General features: G+C 74.8%; 16 protein-coding genes. 4 read left to right on the top strand and 12 right to left on the bottom strand.

The genetic code is table 11. The annotated features are described in order from the left end of the window. Positions 1-40: 40 nt before the first annotated feature. Positions 41-322, top strand: coding sequence for a chaplin (locus IE264_RS11770; RefSeq protein ID WP_032759189.1), 282 nt, complete (start codon positions 41-43; stop codon positions 320-322). Positions 323-389: 67 nt separating this feature from the next. On the opposite strand, the gene IE264_RS11765 is transcribed toward IE264_RS11770, so the two are convergent. Together IE264_RS11765 and IE264_RS11760 are read right to left on the bottom strand one after the other, a co-directional pair. Further along, positions 390-1253 carry a tyrosinase family protein gene (locus tag IE264_RS11765; protein WP_015613015.1) on the bottom strand — a complete coding sequence of 288 codons (864 nt, stop codon included), beginning with the start codon at positions 1251-1253 and terminating at the stop codon, positions 390-392. Between the two features lie 55 nt (positions 1254-1308). Next, positions 1309-1782 (bottom strand): tyrosinase family oxidase copper chaperone, encoded by a 474-nt coding sequence (locus tag IE264_RS11760; protein ID WP_015613014.1) that lies wholly within the window; start codon positions 1780-1782, stop codon positions 1309-1311. 214 nt (positions 1783-1996) lie between these two features. On the opposite strand from IE264_RS11760, the gene IE264_RS11755 reads away from it, so the two are divergent. From IE264_RS11755 to IE264_RS11745, 3 genes are all read left to right on the top strand, one after another. Continuing rightward, positions 1997-3277, top strand: a complete 1281-nt coding sequence (locus tag IE264_RS11755) for a cytochrome P450 (protein WP_015613013.1) — start codon at positions 1997-1999, stop codon at positions 3275-3277. 123 nt (positions 3278-3400) lie between these two features. Next, positions 3401-4642, top strand: a complete 1242-nt coding sequence (locus tag IE264_RS11750; RefSeq protein ID WP_032759190.1) for a glycoside hydrolase family 26 protein — start codon at positions 3401-3403, stop codon at positions 4640-4642. Positions 4643-4908: 266 nt separating this feature from the next. After that, positions 4909-7440 carry a SpoIIE family protein phosphatase gene (locus IE264_RS11745; protein WP_032759284.1) on the top strand — a complete coding sequence of 844 codons (2532 nt, stop codon included), beginning with the start codon at positions 4909-4911 and terminating at the stop codon, positions 7438-7440. On the opposite strand, the gene IE264_RS11740 is transcribed toward IE264_RS11745, so the two are convergent. The 10 genes from IE264_RS11740 to IE264_RS11700 all read right to left on the bottom strand — a co-directional run bounded on the left by IE264_RS11740 (position 7355) and on the right by IE264_RS11700 (position 19476). Then, a complete protein-coding gene (locus IE264_RS11740) occupies positions 7355-9214 on the bottom strand; it encodes an ABC transporter ATP-binding protein (protein WP_032759191.1) in 1860 nt (619 codons plus the stop codon). The two genes, IE264_RS11745 and IE264_RS11740, sit on opposite strands and share 86 nt — an antisense overlap. Further along, positions 9211-10950, bottom strand: coding sequence for an ABC transporter ATP-binding protein/permease (locus IE264_RS11735; RefSeq protein ID WP_032759193.1), 1740 nt, complete (start codon positions 10948-10950; stop codon positions 9211-9213). The genes IE264_RS11740 and IE264_RS11735 overlap by 4 nt, the downstream gene beginning before the upstream one ends. Next, positions 10947-12365, bottom strand: a complete 1419-nt coding sequence (locus IE264_RS11730) for a nitroreductase family protein (protein WP_032759194.1) — start codon at positions 12363-12365, stop codon at positions 10947-10949. The genes IE264_RS11735 and IE264_RS11730 overlap by 4 nt, the downstream gene beginning before the upstream one ends. 14 nt (positions 12366-12379) lie before the next feature. Further along, positions 12380-13747, bottom strand: coding sequence for a YcaO-like family protein (locus tag IE264_RS11725; protein WP_190167629.1), 1368 nt, complete (start codon positions 13745-13747; stop codon positions 12380-12382). Next, positions 13744-15282 carry a CocE/NonD family hydrolase gene (locus tag IE264_RS11720; RefSeq protein WP_032759196.1) on the bottom strand — a complete coding sequence of 513 codons (1539 nt, stop codon included), beginning with the start codon at positions 15280-15282 and terminating at the stop codon, positions 13744-13746. The genes IE264_RS11725 and IE264_RS11720 overlap by 4 nt, the downstream gene beginning before the upstream one ends. After that, positions 15279-16121 carry a hypothetical protein gene (locus IE264_RS11715; protein ID WP_032759197.1) on the bottom strand — a complete coding sequence of 281 codons (843 nt, stop codon included), beginning with the start codon at positions 16119-16121 and terminating at the stop codon, positions 15279-15281. Before IE264_RS11715 ends, IE264_RS11720 begins: the two co-directional genes overlap by 4 nt. A gap of 125 nt (positions 16122-16246) precedes the next feature. Beyond that, the gene (gene amiA, locus IE264_RS38395; protein WP_015613003.1) at positions 16247-16381 is read right to left on the bottom strand and encodes a streptamidine family RiPP; all 135 of its coding nucleotides are present in this window, start codon (positions 16379-16381) and stop codon (positions 16247-16249) included. Between the two features lie 65 nt (positions 16382-16446). Further along, entirely contained in the window at positions 16447-17310 is an 864-nt protein-coding gene (locus IE264_RS11710) for an ABC transporter ATP-binding protein (protein WP_078657571.1), read from the bottom strand. Between the two features lie 61 nt (positions 17311-17371). Next, positions 17372-18427 (bottom strand): FecCD family ABC transporter permease, encoded by a 1056-nt coding sequence (locus IE264_RS11705; RefSeq protein WP_032759198.1) that lies wholly within the window; start codon positions 18425-18427, stop codon positions 17372-17374. Beyond that, entirely contained in the window at positions 18424-19476 is a 1053-nt protein-coding gene (locus IE264_RS11700) for a FecCD family ABC transporter permease (protein ID WP_032759286.1), read from the bottom strand. Before IE264_RS11700 ends, IE264_RS11705 begins: the two co-directional genes overlap by 4 nt. Between the last annotated feature and the right edge of the window lie 17 nt (positions 19477-19493).

Here is a 19493-nt window from a genome sequence, read left to right as displayed (position 1 = left end):
CGTGCTCCGCAGCAACCCCCCTTCCTTACAAGGAGTTCTGATGTCGCGTATTACGAAGGTCGCCGCTGTCATGGCGGGCACCGGTGCCCTCCTCGCCGGCGGCGCCGGCCTGGCCTCCGCGGACGCCGGTGCGCAGGGTGCGGCCATCGGGTCCCCCGGTGTCCTCTCGGGCAACCTCGTCCAGGTCCCGGTCCACGTGCCGGTCAACGTCTGCGGCAACACCATCAACGTGATCGGGCTGCTCAACCCGGCCTTCGGCAACACCTGCGTCAACGCAGACGGGGGCCACGAGGACAACGGCGACTACGGCTACGGCCGCTGATCTCCCCGTTCCACCGGGACGGCCGGCTCCTCCTTCGCGGAGGGGCCGGCCGTCCCGCTGTGTGCGCTCAGGCGTAGCGGTAGACCTTGCTGTGGTCCAGGAGCTTCCTGGGCGTGACGTTCCACGGGGGCATCGGGTCGTCGAGGCCGAAGACGTAGTCGCGGTCCCGGCCGGGTGCGGCGGGTTTACGGCCCGGCAGGTAGGCGGACTTGGGGTGTGCCTTCTGCCAGCGGTCCCAGAGCAGGTCGATGAACGAGTGGTGGAGCCAGAAGACCGGGTCCTCGGGGGAGGCGGCCCCGGCCATCGGGCCGCCGACCCACTGGTGGACCTGGTTGTGGTTGCCGACCGTGCGCACCCGGTGGATGCCCCAGCCCTCGATCCGGTTGCGGAACCCCTCGGTGCTGATGCTGTTCCACGGCTCGGTGTCGTAGACCGGGTCCTTCAGCGCCCGCGCCACGTCGTCGGCGGTGGGGAGGGAGACCGGGTTGTTGCCGGGCCTGCCGAAGTTGCGGGTGAGCCAGTTCTGGTCGGTGACCCCGGCGCCCACCTTCCAGTTGCCCGCGTCGAAGGCGAACGGTCCGGTGGTGACCCGCCGGTCGCCGGGCCTGCCGTTGCCGCCGAGGAAGTCCTCCGCCCAGAGCGAGGAGGTCGTCGAGCGGTCCCGGGTCCAGTCCCAGTAGGGCACGCTCACCCCGGGGTCGACGGCCTGGAGGGCCCGCTCGAACTCCAGCAGGTAGCGGCGGTGCCAGGGGAAGAACGACGACGTCATATGGGCGGGGCGCGGCCGGTTCTCCGTGTCCATGACGTAGTACTCGCGGTGCATGACGACGAAGTCGTCGTAGCGGCCCGAGCTCTTCAGCTTCAGGATCGCGTCGACGAGGCGCCGCTTCTCGGTGCGCGTGAGGTCGCGCTGGTTCTTGCGGGTGTACACCGGCTGTGGTCCTCCTGGTTCACGGGTGGTGCGGTGTTCATGGGTGGTGCGGGGTTCACCTGTGGTGCGAGGCGGGGAGCGCGAGCCGGGCGGTGCCCAGCTCGTCGACGGCGGCGCGGGCCGTCTCGCGGAGCGTGGGGAACGACTCGTAGTGCGTGACATCGCTGAGGTAGGTGCCGTCCGCGCGCCGCATGACGTGCAGCGGGCGGCCGTCGATGCGGATCTCGGTGACCGGTTCGGCGGCCCCGCCCTCCGCGGCGCCCGGTCCGCCGGCCGGGACCAGGACGGTCACGCTCCCGCGGATCTCCCGGCCCCGGTACATCTCGGCGAACTCCTCCGTCCCGGCGGCGGGGTGTCCGGGCCCCTTCGCGGGCGCGGGCGCGGTGCCCGGCCCGTGGTCCCGCAGCGGCAGGAGGATCACGGCGGTGCCGCCGGCCACCGCCGCGGTGAAGGCGGTACGCAGGACGATCCGGCGCGACGGACCGCGTGCTCCACGCGGTGCGCCGCCCGGATCCGTGGTTCGGCTCATGGGTGACTGCCTCTCGTTGACTCGTCCGAGGTGCTGTTGCCGGCGATGGTGGCAACGAGACGGCGGTGAATCGGTTCTCCCGGGTGCGGTGTCCCCCGCGTTCCGTCAAACGCGTGACCGTGCGCGGCCATCCGCGCCGGAGACCGCGTCGCGCGCCGTGCCGTGCGCGCCGGACCCGACGATGACCTGGCGAACTTCGTGGAGGTGGATGGACATGACCGTTCCGAATCAGGTGTCCGGTGACCGTGCGGCACGCATCGATCTCGCCGACCCGGCCTTCTGGCGGCTGCCGCGCCCGGAGCGGCTCGGCGCCTTCGCCCGGCTGCGGGAGCTGGAGGCACCCGTACTGTTCACCCCCCGGCCGGGCACCGCCCGTACCTCCGGCAGACCGTTCTACGCCCTGGTGCGCCACGCGGACGTGCTGACCGCGAGCCGCACCCCGAAGGTCTTCGCCAGCGCTCCGGGGGTCACCACCCCGGAGCCGGCCGGCTGGGCGAAGGCGCTGTTCGGGAATTCGATGGTCAACATGGACGGGCCCGAGCACGCGGCGCTGCGCCGGATGATCTCCCGTCGCTTCACCCCCCGGCTGCTCGCCGCCACCGAGGAGAACATCGGCCGGCTGGCCGGGCGTCTGGTGGACGAGCTGATCTCCGAGCGCCCGGGCGACTTCATGCCGTCGGCGGCCTCACGGCTGCCGCTGGAGGTGATCTGCGACCTGATGGGCATCCCGGCGGCGTACCGGCCGCGGATCGCGGAGCAGATCGACCACGCGTCCGAGCAGGTGGGCGTCGCGCGCCGGGGCCGGGCCAGGCTGCGGATCCCCGGCCGCGGGACCGCCTCCCTCGCCCGGATGCAGCTCGTCATGGCGCGCCTGGCGCGGGAGCGCCGCCGCCACCCGCAGGACGACCTGGTCTCGGCGCTGGTGTGCGCGGACATCGACGGCGAGGCGCTCTCCTCGCGGGACCTCGGCGCCTTCTTCTCGCTGCTGCTCGTGGCCGGGGTGGAGACCACCCGTAACGCGATCGCGCACGGGCTGTCCCTGCTGGACCGGCACCCGGAGCAGCAGGAACTCCTCCGGTCGGACTTCGACCGGTACATCGGCGGCGCCGTGGAGGAAATCGTCCGCCATTCGACGCCGATCATCCAGTTCCGCAGGACCGTCGTCTCGGAATTCCCGCTGGGCGGCCGGACCTTTCTTCCCGGCGAGAAAGTCTCACTGCTCTACGCGTCCGCCAATCGCGATGAATCGGTTTTCACCCGTCCGGATCTCTTCGACATCACCCGGTCGCCGAATCCGCACCTGGGTTACGGGGGCGGCGGCCCGCACCACTGCCTCGGCGCCCACCTGGCCCGGCTCGAAATGACGGCCCTGTTCAGGGAGCTGCTCACCCGACGGTCCGTCATCCGGCGGACGGGCGATCCCCTGCTGGTCGATTCGAATTTCGACAACCGCGTCGGTTCCCTGCCGTTCACCTTCGGCCCCACCGTCACCTGAACGGACCGTTCGCAACGCCGAATACGATAAATGGCCCGCTCTATTCGCGTGCGGTGCAGGATGATGAAACTCTCTCCCCATCGGGCCGAACCGGCCGGAATTTCCTTGCAGCCAGGAGGAGTCATGCCGGCCAAGCGCCGACTCATCACCACGTGTATCGCCGCGGCTGTTCTCAGTCTCCTGGCGGGCGGCGGCATCGCGGGCCAGCTGCCGCCGGGCACCGATTCCGTCGACAGCGCCGCCCCGGGGCCGCAGGGCAGCAGGGGCGACGGCTCCACCGCGCACGGCGCCTATCTGGACTACGGGCCGGCCGGAGTACGGCGGATGGCCGATCTGTCCCGCTGGCTCGGCGGCGCGGAGCTGCGGGTCGGGCACACCTACCTGCCGGGCGACCTGTGGGTGAACATCGAGGGCACCCCCGACTTCCTGGACTCCTGGGCCACCTGGCGCAAGGCGGACAAGGACCGGATGTTCGTCCTCAACGTGCCGATGCTGGAGCGGAACGAGGAGCGCGTCCCGGACGCCCAGGTGCGCCGCCTGCTGCGGTCGGGAGCCGCGGGCGACTTCGACCAGCACTTCACCAGGCTGGCGGAGCGCCTGGTCTCCCTGGGGGTGCCGGACACGGTGATCGTGCTCGGCTGGGAGATGAACGGCACCACCTACACCCACCGCTGCGGCCCTGATCCCGCGTCCTGGAAAGCGTACTGGCAGCGGATCGTGACGGCGATGCGCGAGGTGCCCGGACAGGAGTTCCGGTTCGACTTCACGCCCAGCCGGGGACGGGACGCGGTGCCCTGGACCGAGTGCTACCCGGGTGACGACGTCGTCGACATCATCGGTATGGACTCCTACGACCAGCCGCCGGGCGAGTCCTTCGACGACCAGATCAACGATCCGTACGGGCTCCAGAAGCACGTCGACTTCGCGGCGGAGCGCGGCAAGCCGATCTCGTTCCCGGAGTGGGGGCTCTTCCGCAACGGTGACAACCCGGAGTACATGCGGCGGATGCTCGACTGGATCGACCGGCACCAGCCGCTTTACCAGACGATCACGGACTACTGCCCGCACGGTGTGTGGCAGTGCAAGAGCAATCCCCGCTCCTCGCGGGTCTTCCGGACGAAGCTCGCCGAGATGGCCGCACCGGTGAAGCCCGCCCCGAGCGCGCCGCCCACCACGGCCCCGAGCCCGTCCCCGACGCCGACCCCGTCCGCCCCGCCTGCCGTGCAGCCGTCGCCCACACCGTCGGTGCAGCCCGCGCCCACCGATCCCGAGCCGCCGGTCACCCGCCAGTGGTGCATCGCCGTGCCGTTCGGGGACTGGCTGGGCCAGTGGCTGAAGGAACGCAGGTTCTGCATTCGCTACTGACCGCGCGGCAGGGAAGTCCGTCACCGACCGCGGGTATGGAAACGGCTCCGGCTCCCCTCGCAGGGGGCCGGAGCCGTCCACCCACACGGGTCCAGCGCGGGGGCAGGTGGGCAAGCAACCGCTTGTCACTCCCCCAACGGGGACACCGCCTGCCGCGTCACGCCGCCGAACGGGCGAAAGCCCGTACGGGGCCCGCCGGGGAGCGGGGCGCTGCGTACTCGGGAGTGACGCGCGACCATGGAAACCTAGAGATGGTGGTGAGGTGCATGGCATCCGCCGACGAGGGCCCCCCGGCGGGGCCCGGCCCGCTGCCCTCCGCGGATCCGCGGGGCCCCGTGCAGCTGAGCGACGACGCGGTGGCGGTGATCGCCGGGGACGGCACGGTCATCGGCTGGACCCGTGGGGCGGAGGCCCTGCTCGGGTACCCGGCGGCCGAGATGGTCGGCCGGTCCGCCGCCCTGCTGCTGGCCGGGTCCCCGGATCCACGGCGTACGGCGGCCATCGCCGCCCGTAGTCGCGGCGGGTCGGGATGGAGCGGGCTGATCACCCTGCGTGCCAGGGACGACCGGCAGATCGACGTCGACGTACGGGTCTCCGCCTCCTTCCTGATCGCAGGGCGCGAGGGCTTCCTGGTCTCCGGGCGGGAGCGCACCCCGCAGTGGACGGTGGACGGATCGGTGCTGGAGGGGTTCCTGACCCGGTCGCCCGTGGGCATGGCGGTGCTGGATCCGGAGCTGCGCTACATCTGGCTCAACGACACCCTGGAGCGGTTCGGCGGGGTCCCCCGGGCGCAGCGGCTGGGGCGCCGGCCGGCGGATGTACTCCCCGGTCTGCTCGCGGCACCCATCGAGCGGCTGATGCGGCAGGTCCTGGCGACCGGTGTACCGGTCACCGACTACGAGTACCTGGGCTGGAGCTGGTCCGACCCGAACCGCAGGCGGGCCTATTCGAGCTCGTTCTTCCCGCTGGCGGACACCGAGGGGAACCGGATCGGCATCGGCTACATGGTGCTGGACGTGACCGACCGGTGGAACGCGCGCAGGCTGCTGGCGCTCGTCAACGAGGCGGGGGCCAGTATCGGCTCCACCCTGGACGTCCAGCGGACGGCCCAGGAACTGGCCGATTTCGCGGTGCCCCGCTTCGCCGACTTCGTCTTCGTCGATCTGCTGGAGACGCCGCTGGGCCGGGACCGGCCGGGCGTCCCGCTGCTCGGCGCGGAGCTGCGGGGCGGCAGGCCGCCGATGCGCCGGATGGGGATGAGTTCGGTGCGCGAGGGATGTCCGGAGGCGGTGGTGCGGGTCGGGGAGAGCGTCGACTTCGTACCGCCGCCGCACGACACCCACTTCCTTCTCGACGGAGACCCGGTCCTCCTTCCGATGCTTGACCCGGACAGCCGTACGTGGGCCGTGGAGCAGCCCGAGCGGGCCGCCCGGATCCGTGAGTTCGGGCTGCACTCGCTCATCTCCGTACCGATGCGGGCGCGGGACACCGTCCTCGGGATCACCACGTTCATGCGGTCGCAGAACCCGGTCCCGTTCGACGAGGACGATGTGGCGCCGGCCCGGGAGCTGGTGGCCCGGGCGGCGGTGTGCGTGGACAACGCCCGCCGCTACACCCGGGAGCACACGGCGGCGCTGGTCCTCCAGGAGAGCCTGCTGCCGCACACCTTGCGCGGCGGGACGGCGCTGGACGTGGCCTCCTCCTATCTCCCGGCGGACGCGAAGGACGGCGTCGGGGGCGACTGGTTCGATGTGATCCCGCTGTCCGGGGCCCGGGTCGGGCTGGTCATCGGTGATGTGGTGGGGCACGGCATCAGCGCCGCCGCGACCATGGGCCGGCTGCGGACCGCCGTGCAGACGCTGGCCGACATGGACCTCGCGCCCGACGAGCTGCTGGCCCGTCTGGACGATCTCGTCATGCGGCTGAGCGAGGAGGAGCCCGCGGGCGGGAAGGCGGACCGGGGCGGCACGACGGTGCTGGGCGCCACCTGTCTCTACGCCGTCTACGATCCGGCGAGCCGGTGCTGCGCGATGGCCCGGGCCGGGCATCCGCCGCCGGTGGTCGTCACCCCGGAGGGCGCGGTCAGCTTCCCCGACCTCCCTCTCGGCCCGCCGCTGGGCCTGGGCGGGCTCCCCTTCGAGTCCATCGATGTCGAGCTGCCCGAGGGGAGCCTGCTCGGTCTCTACACCGACGGTCTCATCGAGGGCCCCGATAAGGACGTCGAGCAGGGGATGGTCCGGCTGGGCCGGGCCGTGTCGCGGGAAGGGCTGCCGCTGGACGAGCTGTGCGCGGCGGTGGTCAAGGAGCTGCTGCCCGTTCCGCAGCCGGACGACATCGCGCTCCTGCTCGCCCGGACCCACGCGCTGAGCCCCGACCGGCTGGTCTCGTGGGACGTGCCCGTGGACCCGGCGGCCGTCGGCGCGACCCGGAACAAGGTGGCCCGCCAGCTGGAGGTGTGGGGGCTTGACGAGCTGACGATGACGACGGAGCTGATCGTCAGCGAGCTGGTGACCAACGCGATCCGGTACGCCTCCGGTCCCGTACGACTGCGGCTGCTGCTGCAGTCCGTGCTGACCTGCGAGGTGTCCGACGCCAGCAGCACCACCCCGCGGCTGCGGCACGCCCGCACGACGGACGAGGGAGGGCGCGGTCTCTTCCTCGTCGCCCAGCTCGCCCGCCGCTGGGGCACCCGGTACACACACCAAGGGAAGATCATCTGGGCGGAGCAGAGTCTCCCGTCGCCGCCGCCCGTGTCTCCTGCCGGGTCTCCCCCTCCTGTGCCTCCCCCTGCCGGCTGAGCAGCCGGGTCAGCGCGCCGCCCGCCCGGATCAGTTCGTCCCAGGTGCCCTCCTCGACGATGCGCCCGCCGTCCAGGACCGCGATGCGGTCGGCCCTGCGTACGGTCGCGGGGCGGTGGGCAATGATCAGTGTCGTACGGGAACGGGCCCGGGAGTCCGCCGTGAGCGCCCGCGCCAGCTCCGCGTCGCCCCGGTGGTCCAGGTGGGCCGTGGTCTCGTCGAGGACGAGGATCCGGGGGTGGGCGAGCAGCCCCCTGGCCAGGGCGACCCGGGCGCGCTGGCCACCGGAGAGGGTCGCGCCGCGTTCGCCGACCGGGGTGTCCAGGCCCTGGGGCAGGGCCTCGGCGACGGGGGTGAGGCCGCAGATGCGGACGACGGCGGCCAGTTCCCGGTCGGTGGCGCCGGGGGCGCCGAGGCGGAGGTTCTCGGCGAGGGTCCCGTGGAAGAGCGGGGCCTCCTGGCCGACCACGCACACGGCGGCCCGCAGGTCGTCCTCGGCCAGGTCCCGCAGGTCGACGGGGTCGGCGGCGGCCTGGGGCACCAGCTCGACCGTGCCGTCCTGCGGGTCCCAGTAGCGGGCCAGGAGGTGGGCGCAGCTCGTCTTGCCGACCCCCGAGGCGCCGACGAGGGCCACCGTCTCGCCCGGCCGCACGGTCAGGTCGAGCCCGTCCAGGACGGGGGCGCCGCCGTAGCCGAACCGTACGCCGCTCAGCCGCAGACCTAGCGGGCCCGCCGGGGCGGGGAGCGGGCTGGCTGGTGCCGGGGCTCCAGCGGGGGCGTTCACCGCCGCGCGGACCCGGGCGGCGGCGGCGCGCAGGCTGCCCGCCCGGCCCAGCGCGGCCGCCGATTCGGCCACCGGGGCCAGGGCCCCGAGGGCGAGAGCCATGGCCGCCGGGGTCCACGCCCCGTCGAGCCGGCCGCCGCCCGCCGCGTGGGCGGCGGCCGCGACCACCCCGATGACAGCGGCGACGACGAGCAGGTCACGGGCCGCGCCCGCCCCCGTCTCCCAGGACTGCTCGGCGCGCTGGGCACGGGCCAGGCGCCGGCCGCCGGAGCGCAGCCGGGCCCGCGTGCGGCCCAGGGCGCCCGCCATCAGCAGCTCACGGAGGCCGTCGACGGTCTCCACGCTCTCCGCCGAGAGTTCGGCGAGCGCGGCCCGGGTCCGCGCCCCGCGATCGGCCCTGCCCCTCGCCTCCAGCAACGGCGACCACAGGAGCAGCAGGGCGGCGGGGACGACGGCGAGGAGCAGCCACGGTCCGAGGACGCCCAGCACGGTCGCGGCCGCCGCGAACACGAGGCCGGAGGCGAGGAGTTGGGCGATGGCGTGGGCGTAGAAGAACTCCAGCGCCTCCACGTCGCCGAGGGCGGTCGCCGCGAGGTCGCCGCTGCGGCGCCCCGCGATCCGGGCGGGGGCGGAGCGGGCGAGCCCGTCGAAGACCCGGACCCGGAGTTCGGCCAGGACGCGGTAGGCGAGGTCGTGCGAGAGGTCCATCTCCCGCCAGGTGGCGATCGCCCTGAGCAGGACGAGCCCGATGAGTGCGGCGACGGTCCCGGGCGACGGGGCCCGGTGGGCTATGACCGCCGTGCCCACGGTGTGCGCGGCGAGGGTGACCAGGACGACGAGGGCGGCCTGGTCGGCGAGGGCGGCGAGGCAGGTGCGCAGGACGGTGGCGCGGTGGGCGCCGAGGACGGGGAGGAGGGAGCGGAGGGCACCGGTGTCGTGGGGGGACAGCGGCGTGCGCCCCCTGGAGGGCGTGGGCTCGGGTGGTGTCATGCGGCGTGCTCCTCCTGGGCGGGGCGGCCCGCCGCGACGAGCGAGGCGTAGACGCCGCCGTCCGCCAGCAGTCCGCTGTGGTCGCCGGATTCCTCGACCCGGCCGCCGTCGAGGACGACGATGTGGTCGGCGTGGCGTACGGCGTCGAGCCGGTGGGCGACGACGAGGCAGGTACGCCCCCGGCTCGCCGCGAGCAGTTCCCGGACGATCCGGGCCTCGCCCCGTTCATCCACCGCGCTGGTCGCCTCGTCCAGGATCAGGACCGGTGCGTCGGCCAGGAGGGCGCGGGCGAGGGCGAGCCGTTGGCGCTGGCCGCCGGAGAGCGTGGCGCCGCGTTCGCCGACGAGGGTGTCGTACCCCTGGGGGAACGCGCTGATCTCCTGGTCGATGCCCGCCGTCCGGGCGGCGGCGCGCAGCTGTTCGTCGGTGGCGGCGGGCCGGACGATGCGCAGGTTCTCGGCGATCGTGGCGTGGAAGAGGTACGTCTCCTGGGAGACGACGGCGATCCCCCGGCGCAGGGAGGCGAGGCGGTACGCGGCGGTCCCGGTTCCGGCGATCGTGACGCGGCCGCTGTCGGGGTCGCGCTGGCGCAGCAGCAGGCTCACCAGGGTCGACTTCCCGGCACCGGAGGGTCCGACGATCGCCGTGGTGCGCCCGGCGGGTGCGGTGAAGGTGATGCCGTCCAGGGCGGGACGCTCGCTCGACGGGTGGGTGAAGTGGACGTCCGTGAAACGGATTTCGGGCGCGGTGTCCCAGCGGGCGTCCACCGTGCCCCGGTCGGCGACGGCGGGTTCGGCGGTGCGCAGGGCGGCGATGCCGTCGGCGGCAGAGATCCCCAGGTAGCCCGCGTGCCATTCGCGGGAGAGGTCACGGACGGGGCGGAAGCACTCGGAGGCGAGCATGAGCAGGAGGTACGTCCCGGTGGCGGCGGTGCGCCCGGTGGCCGCCGAGGAGCACGCCACCAGGACGGCGGCCACAGTGCCGCCCTGCACGGCGAGGTCGGTGAGGCCGGTGTCGACGAGCGAGACCCGGAGTTTGGCGACGGTCGCGCGGTGGAGGGCCGCCGAACGCTTCTCCAGCCTGTCCCGTACCCGGCCCACGGCCCCGGCCGCACGCAGGGTGGCCATGCCTTGCAGTGCCTCCAGGTAGTCGGCGGCGAGGGCTTCGTAGGAGTCCCAGTGCTCCTTGCCGCGCCGGGCGAGCAGCCGGTCCCACCAGCGCGGTCCGAAGAGCGCCAGCACCAGGGCGAGGCCGAGGGCGAGGGCGGCGTACGGCTCGATGAGCGCGACGGCGACGAGCAGCAGCGGCGGGACGGCGGAGGTGATGAGCGCCTGGGGCAGGTAGCGGGAGACGTACGCGTCCACCCCTTCGACGCCGTCCACGAGCGTGGCGCGTACGGCTCCGGCCCGCGCACCGGTGACCGCGGTGGGCCCGAGTTCGCCGAGCCGGGCCAGCAGGGTGTCGCGGAGCCGGATCCGGACGGCGGCGCCCGCCGTGACGGCGGTCAGGCGCTGGGCGCGGCCGAGCGCGGCGCGGACGAGGACGACGGCGAGCACGGACAGGAGGAGCGGTGCGAGGCCGGAGGTGTCGCCCTGGGCGATCCGGGAGAGGACGACGGCGAGCAGGACGGCCTGGGCGAGGTGGGTGAGGGTGACCGCGGCGAGCAGCGCGGTCGCCCGGCCGAGGGGGCGGCGGGCGGTCCGGGCGGCGCGCAGGAGTTCGGGGTGGAGCATCATGGGTGTTCTTCCTTGCCCGACGGGGTCGTTGGGGCCGAGGGGGCCGGTAGAGCCGGTGGTGTGGACGTGGCTGGAGGGGCGTGGCCTGGTGGGCTGCCCTCCCCCGGGGTTCCGGCGAGGGCCAGGCCGTGGACGATCCAGTCGTGTCCGGGGGCGTCGCCGAGTGCCGCGCCGAGGTCGGCCTGTTGCCAGGAGCCGATGGGGCGGGAGCGGAGTCCGAGGGCGGTGGCGTGGGCCTGGGCGACGCCGGCGGCGTAACCGGCGGCCAGGTGGCTGCTGCGGATCAGGGCCGGTGGGGCGTCGGCGGGGCAGCCGTGGGCGACCAGCACCGCGCCCGCTGTGCCGATCCACTGCTGGCCCGCCGCCCAGCGGGCCAGGGTGGGGCGCGCGTCACCGGAGGCGAGGGGACCGGCGGCCGTGAGGAGCCCCGGGGTGTCGCCGCCGATCGCTGCGGCCCAGGCGGGGCCGTCCGGCCGGGTGTCCCCGGCGGTGGCCAGGACCCGGGCGAGCAGGTCCGGGGCGGGTGGGTGCGCCAGCGCGGAGGGGGCCGCGCTCCTTCGCGTACGGAGGGTCTCGTCCGTCACCGGGGCTGGGCGGCGGGCCGGGTGCCAGGTGGAGCCGTGTCCTGCCGTGATGTGCGCCAACAGGGTTCGGGCGGAGTCGAGTTCACGCGGTGAGGTAGTCTCGGCGCCCGGCTGCCACACCGGGGCGAAGGCGCAGGGCAGCGCGGCCCATGCGGCCAGTGCGGCAGTCGGTGGGACGGCTCCCAACGCGGGCGACAACCAGAGCGCTGCGAGGGGAAGTTCGGGCTCGGTCCCGGCCCGACTCGCCTGCCATTCGGCCGCATGGGGCAGCCCCGCAGCCGCGGAGAGCTCGGCGCCGTCCGCGTCGAGCGAGACCCGTACACCGGCCGGGGCGGCGGCGAGCGCCAGGGCGGCCGCGGCATGGCCCGCGTCCAGCAGGAGCAGCGGCCAGGCGCGGTGTCCGTAGTGCGCGACGGTTCGGGCGGCGGTGACGGTGAGGACGACGACGGCTCCCGGAGGAGCATCGGTGGGGGCCGGGCCGCGCGGGTGGACGCGGTGGGTGTGCGGGTCGTAGGCGTACCGTCCGGGCGGCAGCGAGCAGCCCGGGCCGAGGAGCAGGTGTGCCCGCACGGGGTGGAGGGCGCCGGCCGAGGCGACGGGCCGCAGCCGGCCCGGCGTCCCATGGGGTACGGCGAGCGACAGCCGCAGGGCACGTTCCAGGTCCACCGTCCTTCCACCCATGGACCCGGCCCCGTCCAGGGAGAGCGCCGGGCCGCCCCAGGGGAAGGGATGCTCCGGCAGGTACGGGGCGGTGCTCGGCACGCGGGGTGATCTGGCGTCCGCGAGGGCGCGGGGCAGGGAGCTGGCGGCTGCCGGAGGAGCCTGGGTCATGCGGGCACGCTCCTTCACATGTGCGGCGGCGGTGCGAGGGTGAAGTCCGCCGGGCCGGTGGGAGGTTGGGCGCGCCAGCCCCGGTCGAGCGCGGCCCGGACGAAGCGCGGGCAGCCGAAGTAGCCGAAGGCGGCAGGGGCGTTGGGGACCAGTCCTGAGACCAGGACGCGGGCGACGCGGAGGGCCGTCTCGGCGACGTCCTCGGTCGTCAGGTCCACGGTGATCACGCGGTGGCCGCCCGCGCCGAGCGCCGCGTCCAGGGTGGACCTGCTGCCGGGCGCGACCTCGGTGACGGGGACGACACCTCCGGCGGGTTCGGTGAAGCGTCGGGCCAAGGGGGTCATCCGGTCGTCGAGCCAGACCTGCACATGGGCGCCGAGGTCGCGTACGGCGGCGAACTGCGGCCCGCAGTCGTCGAGGTAGCGCCGGTCGGCCCGGTGGTCCAGGTAGAGGCCGCGGGCGAAGAGGCCGGCCTCCACGGAGCGGTGGACCCAGCCGTCGGCGTCCACCGCGCCCTGTGTGAACACCCAGGTGTGCACGGCCTCCAGGACCGCCTTGCGGGCCGCCTCCGCCGGGTCGTACCGGCAGGCGAACCCGGCGGCGTGGATGCCCCGCCGGGGGTCGTGGACCAGGGCGGCCACGCAGGGGGCGAACTCGGAGGGCATCTCCACGATGTGGACGTCCAGTTCGGCGCCCGCCAGGTCCTCGGTGAGGCCGGGAACGCTCGCCGGGTCGATGCCCCGGGTCGGCCCGTCCAGGTGCCACCAGAGCTCCAGGGCGTCGCGCTCCACGACTTCGAGCAGCCCTCGCTCGACGGCGTCGTCGAAGCCCTGGCCGGTGGCTATGCCCGCGTAGTTGAGGTGGTGGGTGCGGGGCAGCGAACGCAGCTCGCCCTGGCGCCAGTTGAGGTGGGTGAGGGCGACCGGCGCCCAGCAGGGCCGTCCGTCCTCCGTGCCCGGTGTCCAGAGTGCCGGCGTGTCGGGGGTGAGTTCGGCGTACGGGAATCCTGGGCGCTCGTGCTGCCAGGAGGCGTACGAGGGCACCGCCCCGGGCCCGTACAGCCGCAGGCCCTCCGCCGTCAGCTCGGCGGCCGTGGCCCTGCGGGGTGCGTCGGGGTGGCCGGGCGGCGGGACGCGGTTGCCGCAGTAGCGTTCCACGGCCTCGGCGACGGCGGCGATCCTGGCGCCCTCGGCGTCCCCGAAGGTGGTGCCGAGCGAGACCCGGTCGGCCGGCCAGGCCCCGAGGCGTCGGGCGTCGGCGACCTCGGCGGTCATGGCGGTGTAGCGGGGCGGCGCGCCGGCCGGGTGCTCGACGGGCTCGACACCGCGGATCAACCCGCAGACGGGGTCGACCAGGGCTTCGATGGGCAAGGTGCTGGTCAACGGCATATCTCCGGTACGGGCTCGACGTAACGACGCCGGGCGACGGCGGTCAGGTGCAGGGCGCTGCCCCGGGCCGTGACGGCTCTGCGGGACGGGGCGAGGCGGGTGGCGGTCACCGGGTTCTCGCCGGTGTGCGGGTTGCGGGCGTGGGCGGGGAAGTGGTGTCCGGCGATCTCCGCGCGCAGCCGGGTCCCGGCGGGCAGCCGGCGGCCCAGCGTGCCGAGCGGCACGGTGATCTCCACGGCTTCCCCGGGCGGGTCGGCGCGCCGGACGATGCCGAAGGCGAGCGGCTCCGCACGCCCGGCCGGGTCGAGCGCGGTGAGACGTACGGCCCAGTCGGCGCCGGGGGTGTCGGCGGCGGCGTGGATCCGGGCGGTGGCGGGCCCCGCCAGGTCCAGCGGGCGGGGCAGGGGCGGGGAGAGGAGGAGGCAGCGGTCGGCGGGGGCTCTGCCGGCCGGGACGGCCAGGTCGTCGGAGCGCACCGGGCGGGCCGGGTCGGCGGTGAACTCGGCTCCGTGCAGCAGCCGCAGGCCGGCCGGGGCGCCGAAGGCCCAGGTGGTGGTGCGGGTGGAGCCCTCCCCCGGCCCGCGTGCGGCGCCCTGCCGTACGCGGTGCCACCGGCCGCTGCCGCCGAGGGTGATCACGCCTCGGCGCTCGGGCTCCAGCGCCCCTGCGAGGGCGGCGCGGGCCCACCGTACGTACAGCGCACCGAGGTTGATGCGGTCGGCCGCGAACTCGGGCCGGTCCGCGGTGAGGCGGTGGCCCCACGGGCCGAGGAGCAGGCGGGCGGGTCCGCCCCAGCCGCTCCACAGTGCCACGGTGTCCTCGGCGAAGGGGTCGCGGGTGCCGCCGACGGCGAGGAGCGGGAGGCGGGAGGCGGCGCCGCGCAGGACGATCCGGCCGCGCGGGCCCTCGTCCCAGAGGCCGGGCCAGGAGGGCAGGGCGCGGCCGAGGCGGTCGGCCAGCCGGGTGACCGGGAGGTGTTCCAGGAGCCGGGGGTCGTCGGCGAGGGCGTGGGCCAGGGCGTCGGGTACGGAGTCCGGGCGGTCGCCGTGCGCGGCCCACCAGCCGGCCCGGGCCCGGAGCCGTTCGGGCCCCGCAGGTTCGCGGGCGGTCTCGGCGAGGCCGAGGGCGGGGACGGCGGCGATGACGGCGTCGGGCCGTGCGTCACCGGGGGCGCCGAGCGCGGTGACGAGGGCGCAGTGGGCGGCGTAGGAGGAACCGGCGGCGACTACGGGGCCGCCACCGCTCCACACCTGCTCGCGCACCCAGGCCACGGTCGCGGCGCCGTCGCCCTCCTCGTGTTTCCCGTAGGGGTGCCACGCTCCCGGTGAGCCGTGCCGGCCGCGTACGTCCTGGGCGAGGGCGGCGAATCCGTGGGCCGCCCAGCCGCGCAGCTCGGCGTGGTGGGCGGTGCGGCCGTAGGGGGTCCTGATCACCACGGCGGGGTGGGGGCCCGGTGCGTCCGGCAGGCAGAGGTCGGTGGCGAGCGGGCTGCCGTCCGGGGCGGGGACGTACGCGGTCGCGGGGTTCATGCGGTGGCCCTCGCGGAGGGGGCGGGCAGCGGGGCGACCTCCGGTACGGGGAGCACGGGGTGCTCGGTGACGGTCAGGTCGCGCAGGTCGATCCGGCGCAGTCGGCGGCGGGCGGGGAGGGCGGCTCCCTGGGGCGGCTCGCCGTTCGCCCAGGTGATCAGGTCGGCGGTGAGCAGTGCGGCGATCAGGGCGGCGGACGGTTCGGTGGGGTGCGGTCCGGTGTCGGGGGTGCGGTGGCCGGCCCAGTAGGCGGCGAGTTCGCGGTGGGCGGCGGTCGCCGCGAGTCTGCGCCGGCGTACGTGGGCGGCGGTGACGTCGCCGGGGGCCGAGGCGAGGGGTTCGATCCAGGTGTGGGCGCCTTCGCGGTGGCAGCGCAGCCAGGCGGTGTGGCGGGCGGGCAGCCGGTCGGCGGTGTCCCAGAGCCCGTCGGGTACGGGCGAGTCGAGGCACCAGACCACGGCGGTGTCCCGCCGCCCGGCGAGACCGGCCACGTCGTCGGCGGTGGCGGGGTGGACCTCGGCCCCTTCCGCCGCGGCGAACCGGGAGAGCGGTTCGGTGAGCAGGGGGTCGCCCAGGAGGTGGACGGTACGCCCGGTGAGCGGGGGGCGGCGGGGTTCGGTCACCGCGTGCCCGGCCTCCTCGAACGCCGTGACCAGACGGACCAGTTCGGCCGGGTCCGGGTGCACCCCCTCCCCCGGCGTCAGCCGGGCGACCAGCTCCCCGGGGTCCGTGCCACCGGTGTCGATGCGCAGGAACTCCCCTTCGGCGGTGCGGAGTACGGGCAGGCCACCGGGGACGGTGACGATCCCGGCGCCGGGAGCGAGTCGACTGCGGTTCACGGTGGCCTCCGTTGGGCGTGGTACGGGGGTGAGCAGGTGGTGCGAACGGGACGGGCCCGTCCGGGGGTTGCCCGGACGGGCCCGCCACGCGAGGTGCGGGTGCCTGCCTCAGCGGCAGGTGCCGCTTACTTCTCGTCCGCGGTGTCGGCCTCGACGGCGTCGTCGAAGGGGTTCTCGACGAGGGCGTTCGAGTGGGTGGCGGAGAGGTGGGCGAGCTGGCCCTGGTCGGCGATCGGGCTGAACACCTTGTTGTGCTCCATGAGTTGAAGCCTCCATTCGGATCGGTTGGGTGGTTGCGACGCCGTTCTTTGCCGCACCACAGACACTAATGAATATGATTTTCATTCCGCAATAGCTGGAGCGGATCGAGAGGGTGATCTGGGTAACAGACGGGCCAGCCGCCCACGGCATCGGCCCCCACCCGCCCCCGCACGCCCAGGACTTCGGCCAGCAGCCGCTCCGTGACCACCTCCCCGGGAGGGCCGTCCGCCGCGACGCGTCCCTCGCGCAGTGCGACGATCCGGTCGGCGAACCGCGCCGCGTGGTTGAGGTCGTGCAGGACCATCACGACCGTGAGCCGTCGCTCGGCGCGCAGCCGTACGACGGTCTGGAGCACCTCCAGTTGGTGCCGCAGGTCGAGATAGGTGGTGGGCTCGTCCAGGAAGAGGACGGGGGCGTCCTGGGCCAGCGCCATGGCCAGCCGGACCCGTTGCCGCTCACCGCCCGACAGCGCGTCCACCGGCCGGTCCGCCCAGCCGGTGACGCCGACGTCGGCGAGCGCCCGGGCCGTCACCTCGTCGTCGCCGTCCCGCAGCATCCCGAGCGGCCCCCTGGTGGCGTAACGGCCCTGGCGGACCAATTGCCGCACAGTCAGCGCCGGTACGGCCGGGGCCGACTGGTGGAGCAGCGCCACCCGGCGGGCCGCGGCCCGTCTGGGCAGGCGCGCCGCGTCATCCCCTTCGAGCAGGACCCGGCCCGCGCTCGGGGTGAGCAGTCCGGCGGCGAGCTTGAGGAAGGTGCTCTTGCCGCAGCCGTTCAGGCCGATGAGGGCGACGAGTTCGCCCGCACCGATGCTCAGGTCGATCCCGCGCAGCACCTCGCGCCCCGGATATCCGAAGCCGAGCCCCTCCGCCCGGACCACGTCGGGTGGTCCCGCCACTGGGTCCATCCCGTCCGGTGCCTCCGTCATGCCGCTCTTCCCGTCCGCCGTGACAGCTCTCGTACGTGCCATGCCGGCCTCTCCTCCCGCGTCATCGTTCGTCCGTCCGTCGCCGCGCCACGACCAGCAGCAGCCCGGCCCCGACGAAGGTGGTCAGCGCGCCGACCGGCAGGGTCAGCCGGTCCGCGTCGAGCGCCACCACAAGCAGCCGGGACAGCAGTTGGGCCGCCGCGTCCGCCCCGCACACCACGACCGCGCCGAGCAGGGCCGCACCGGGCAGGGCGATGCGCAGGTCGGCCCCGAAGACGGCCAGCGCCAGATGCGGCACCAGCAGGCCCACGAATCCGAGCGCCCCCACGGCCGAGACCGCTCCGGCCGTCAGGGCCACCGCACACACGAGCGCGGCGGCGCGGCCCCGCCCGGGGTCCAGCCCGGCGGCGGAGGCCTGTTCGTCGCCGCAGCGCAGCAGGGTCAGCGGCGCGGCGAGCAGCCACGCGGCAGCGCCCCACACCGCCGCCCACGGCCAGAGCAGGTGCCAGTGCTGCCAGACCCGCCCCTCGGTGGAGCCGATCAACCACTGGACGACGCTGCCGAGTTCGCCGGGGGCCACCAGGAGGACGACGGCGGTGAGACCGGCGAGGACCGCCGACACCAGCACGCCGTACACGGCGGTCTGCTCGGGGTCGCCCTTCTCCCGCCCGGCGAGCAGCCACAGCAGCCCCGCGCCCGCGAAGCCCCCGAGACAGGCCGCCACGACGACCGCCGTCGGGGAGTCCCACCCGGCGAGGCCGAGACCGGTGGCGGCGACCGCGCCGAGGACCGCGCCGGGGGTGACACCGGTGACCTCGGGCCCGGCCAGCGGATTGCGCAGGGCCGACTGGAGGACGAGCCCGGCGACGCCCAGGCTCGCACCGGCGACCAGCGCCACCAGCAGCCGGGGCAGGCGGAGTTGGAGGACGATGTGTTCGGCCAGCGGATCGCCGGTGCCGAGGAGCACGGCCCGTACCCCCTCGCCCGTGACACCCCGCCCCGCGAACAGGTCCGCGCAGGCGACCAGTGCGGCCAGCGCCGCCAGGGCGCTCATCCGGACGGCCGGTGAGCGCCATGCCCGCCGGGCCGGGCCGGGCGCGGTTTTCAGGACACTCATCGCTCCGCCTTCCGCGGGAGGGGCACGGGCCCGTCGACCGGCGGTGCGGCAACGGTGGGTCTCCGGCCCGCCACCGCCCGCCGCCCCCGCTTCAGCAGCACCACCCCGACCGGCACGCCGACCAGGGCCGTCCACGCCCCGACGGGTGTCTCGACGGGGGCGAGCGCCAGCCGAGCGGGCTGGTCGGCGCAGAGCACCACGACCGCCCCGCACAGGGCGGACCGGACGAGCCAGCCCGCGGCCCCGCCGTCGGGGCGCAGCCGTCGGGCGAGGTGGGGGGCGAGGAAGCCGACCCAGGCGACCGGGCCGCAGACCGCCACGACGGGGGCGATCAGGACGACGGCGATGCCGAGCGCGGCGACCCGCGCGCGTTCGACGCGTACGCCGAGTGCGCGGGCGTCGTCGTCGCCGAGCCGCAGCACACCGAGCACCGGCACACAGAGCACGAGCGCCGGCACTGCCACGGCGAGCCAGGGCAGCAGACCGGTGACGTCGTCCCAGGTGCGGGCGGACAGACTGCCCAGCAGATAGCGGTAGATGAGCTGGAGGTCGAGCTGGTCGGCCATCACCATGAGCACCAGCAGCCCGGCCTGGAGCGCGGCGGCGACGGCGGCCCCGGCCAGCAGCACGGACGACGGGGTGCGTCCGAACCCGGCGGCGACCAGGGTGAGCAGCCCGCCGAACGCGGCCCCGGCCAGGGCCAGGAAGGGCTGGAGGCCGAGCGGTACGGAGAGGGCGAGCACCAGCGGTGCCGCCACCCCCAGCGCGGCCCCGGAGGAGACACCGAGCATCTCGGGGACGGCGAGCGGATTGCGCAGCGCCTCCTGGAGGACCAGTCCGGCGGCACCCAGGCAGGCGCCGGCGATCAGGGCCAACACCATCCGGGGCAGCCTCAGTTCGGTGACGACGAGCCCGGCGAGGCCGTCGGACCCCAGGGTGGCGAGGAGCTTGCCGGGCGGGACGTACGGCGTGCCGAGGCTGAGTGCGCACACCGCGCTCACCACCGCCGCCACCGTCAGGCAGACCGGCGCCACGGGCAGCCGCCGCACCGCGGTGCGGCCGGCTC

It is taken from the genome of Streptomyces microflavus, from assembly GCF_014650075.1.
In the GTDB taxonomy this organism is placed as follows: Bacteria; Actinomycetota; Actinomycetes; order Streptomycetales; family Streptomycetaceae; genus Streptomyces; species Streptomyces microflavus.
The sequence above is the reverse complement of the archived record's forward strand: the minus strand, read 5'-3'. Positions and strand labels throughout refer to the sequence as shown.

Coding starts and splice junctions, on each gene's coding strand:
- IE264_RS11750 (WP_032759190.1), top strand. CDS start 3,401: ATGCCGGCCAAGCGCCGACTCATCACCACGTGTATCGCCGCGGCTGTT.
- IE264_RS11740 (WP_032759191.1), bottom strand. CDS start 9,214: ATGACACCACCCGAGCCCACGCCCTCCAGGGGGCGCACGCCGCTGTCC.
- IE264_RS11745 (WP_032759284.1), top strand. CDS start 4,909: ATGGCATCCGCCGACGAGGGCCCCCCGGCGGGGCCCGGCCCGCTGCCC.
- amiA (WP_015613003.1), bottom strand. CDS start 16,381: ATGGAGCACAACAAGGTGTTCAGCCCGATCGCCGACCAGGGCCAGCTC.
- IE264_RS11710 (WP_078657571.1), bottom strand. CDS start 17,310: ATGACGGAGGCACCGGACGGGATGGACCCAGTGGCGGGACCACCCGAC.
- IE264_RS11735 (WP_032759193.1), bottom strand. CDS start 10,950: ATGATGCTCCACCCCGAACTCCTGCGCGCCGCCCGGACCGCCCGCCGC.
- IE264_RS11705 (WP_032759198.1), bottom strand. CDS start 18,427: ATGAGTGTCCTGAAAACCGCGCCCGGCCCGGCCCGGCGGGCATGGCGC.
- IE264_RS11730 (WP_032759194.1), bottom strand. CDS start 12,365: ATGACCCAGGCTCCTCCGGCAGCCGCCAGCTCCCTGCCCCGCGCCCTC.
- IE264_RS11755 (WP_015613013.1), top strand. CDS start 1,997: ATGACCGTTCCGAATCAGGTGTCCGGTGACCGTGCGGCACGCATCGAT.
- IE264_RS11720 (WP_032759196.1), bottom strand. CDS start 15,282: ATGAACCCCGCGACCGCGTACGTCCCCGCCCCGGACGGCAGCCCGCTC.
- IE264_RS11770 (WP_032759189.1), top strand. CDS start 41: ATGTCGCGTATTACGAAGGTCGCCGCTGTCATGGCGGGCACCGGTGCC.
- IE264_RS11760 (WP_015613014.1), bottom strand. CDS start 1,782: ATGAGCCGAACCACGGATCCGGGCGGCGCACCGCGTGGAGCACGCGGT.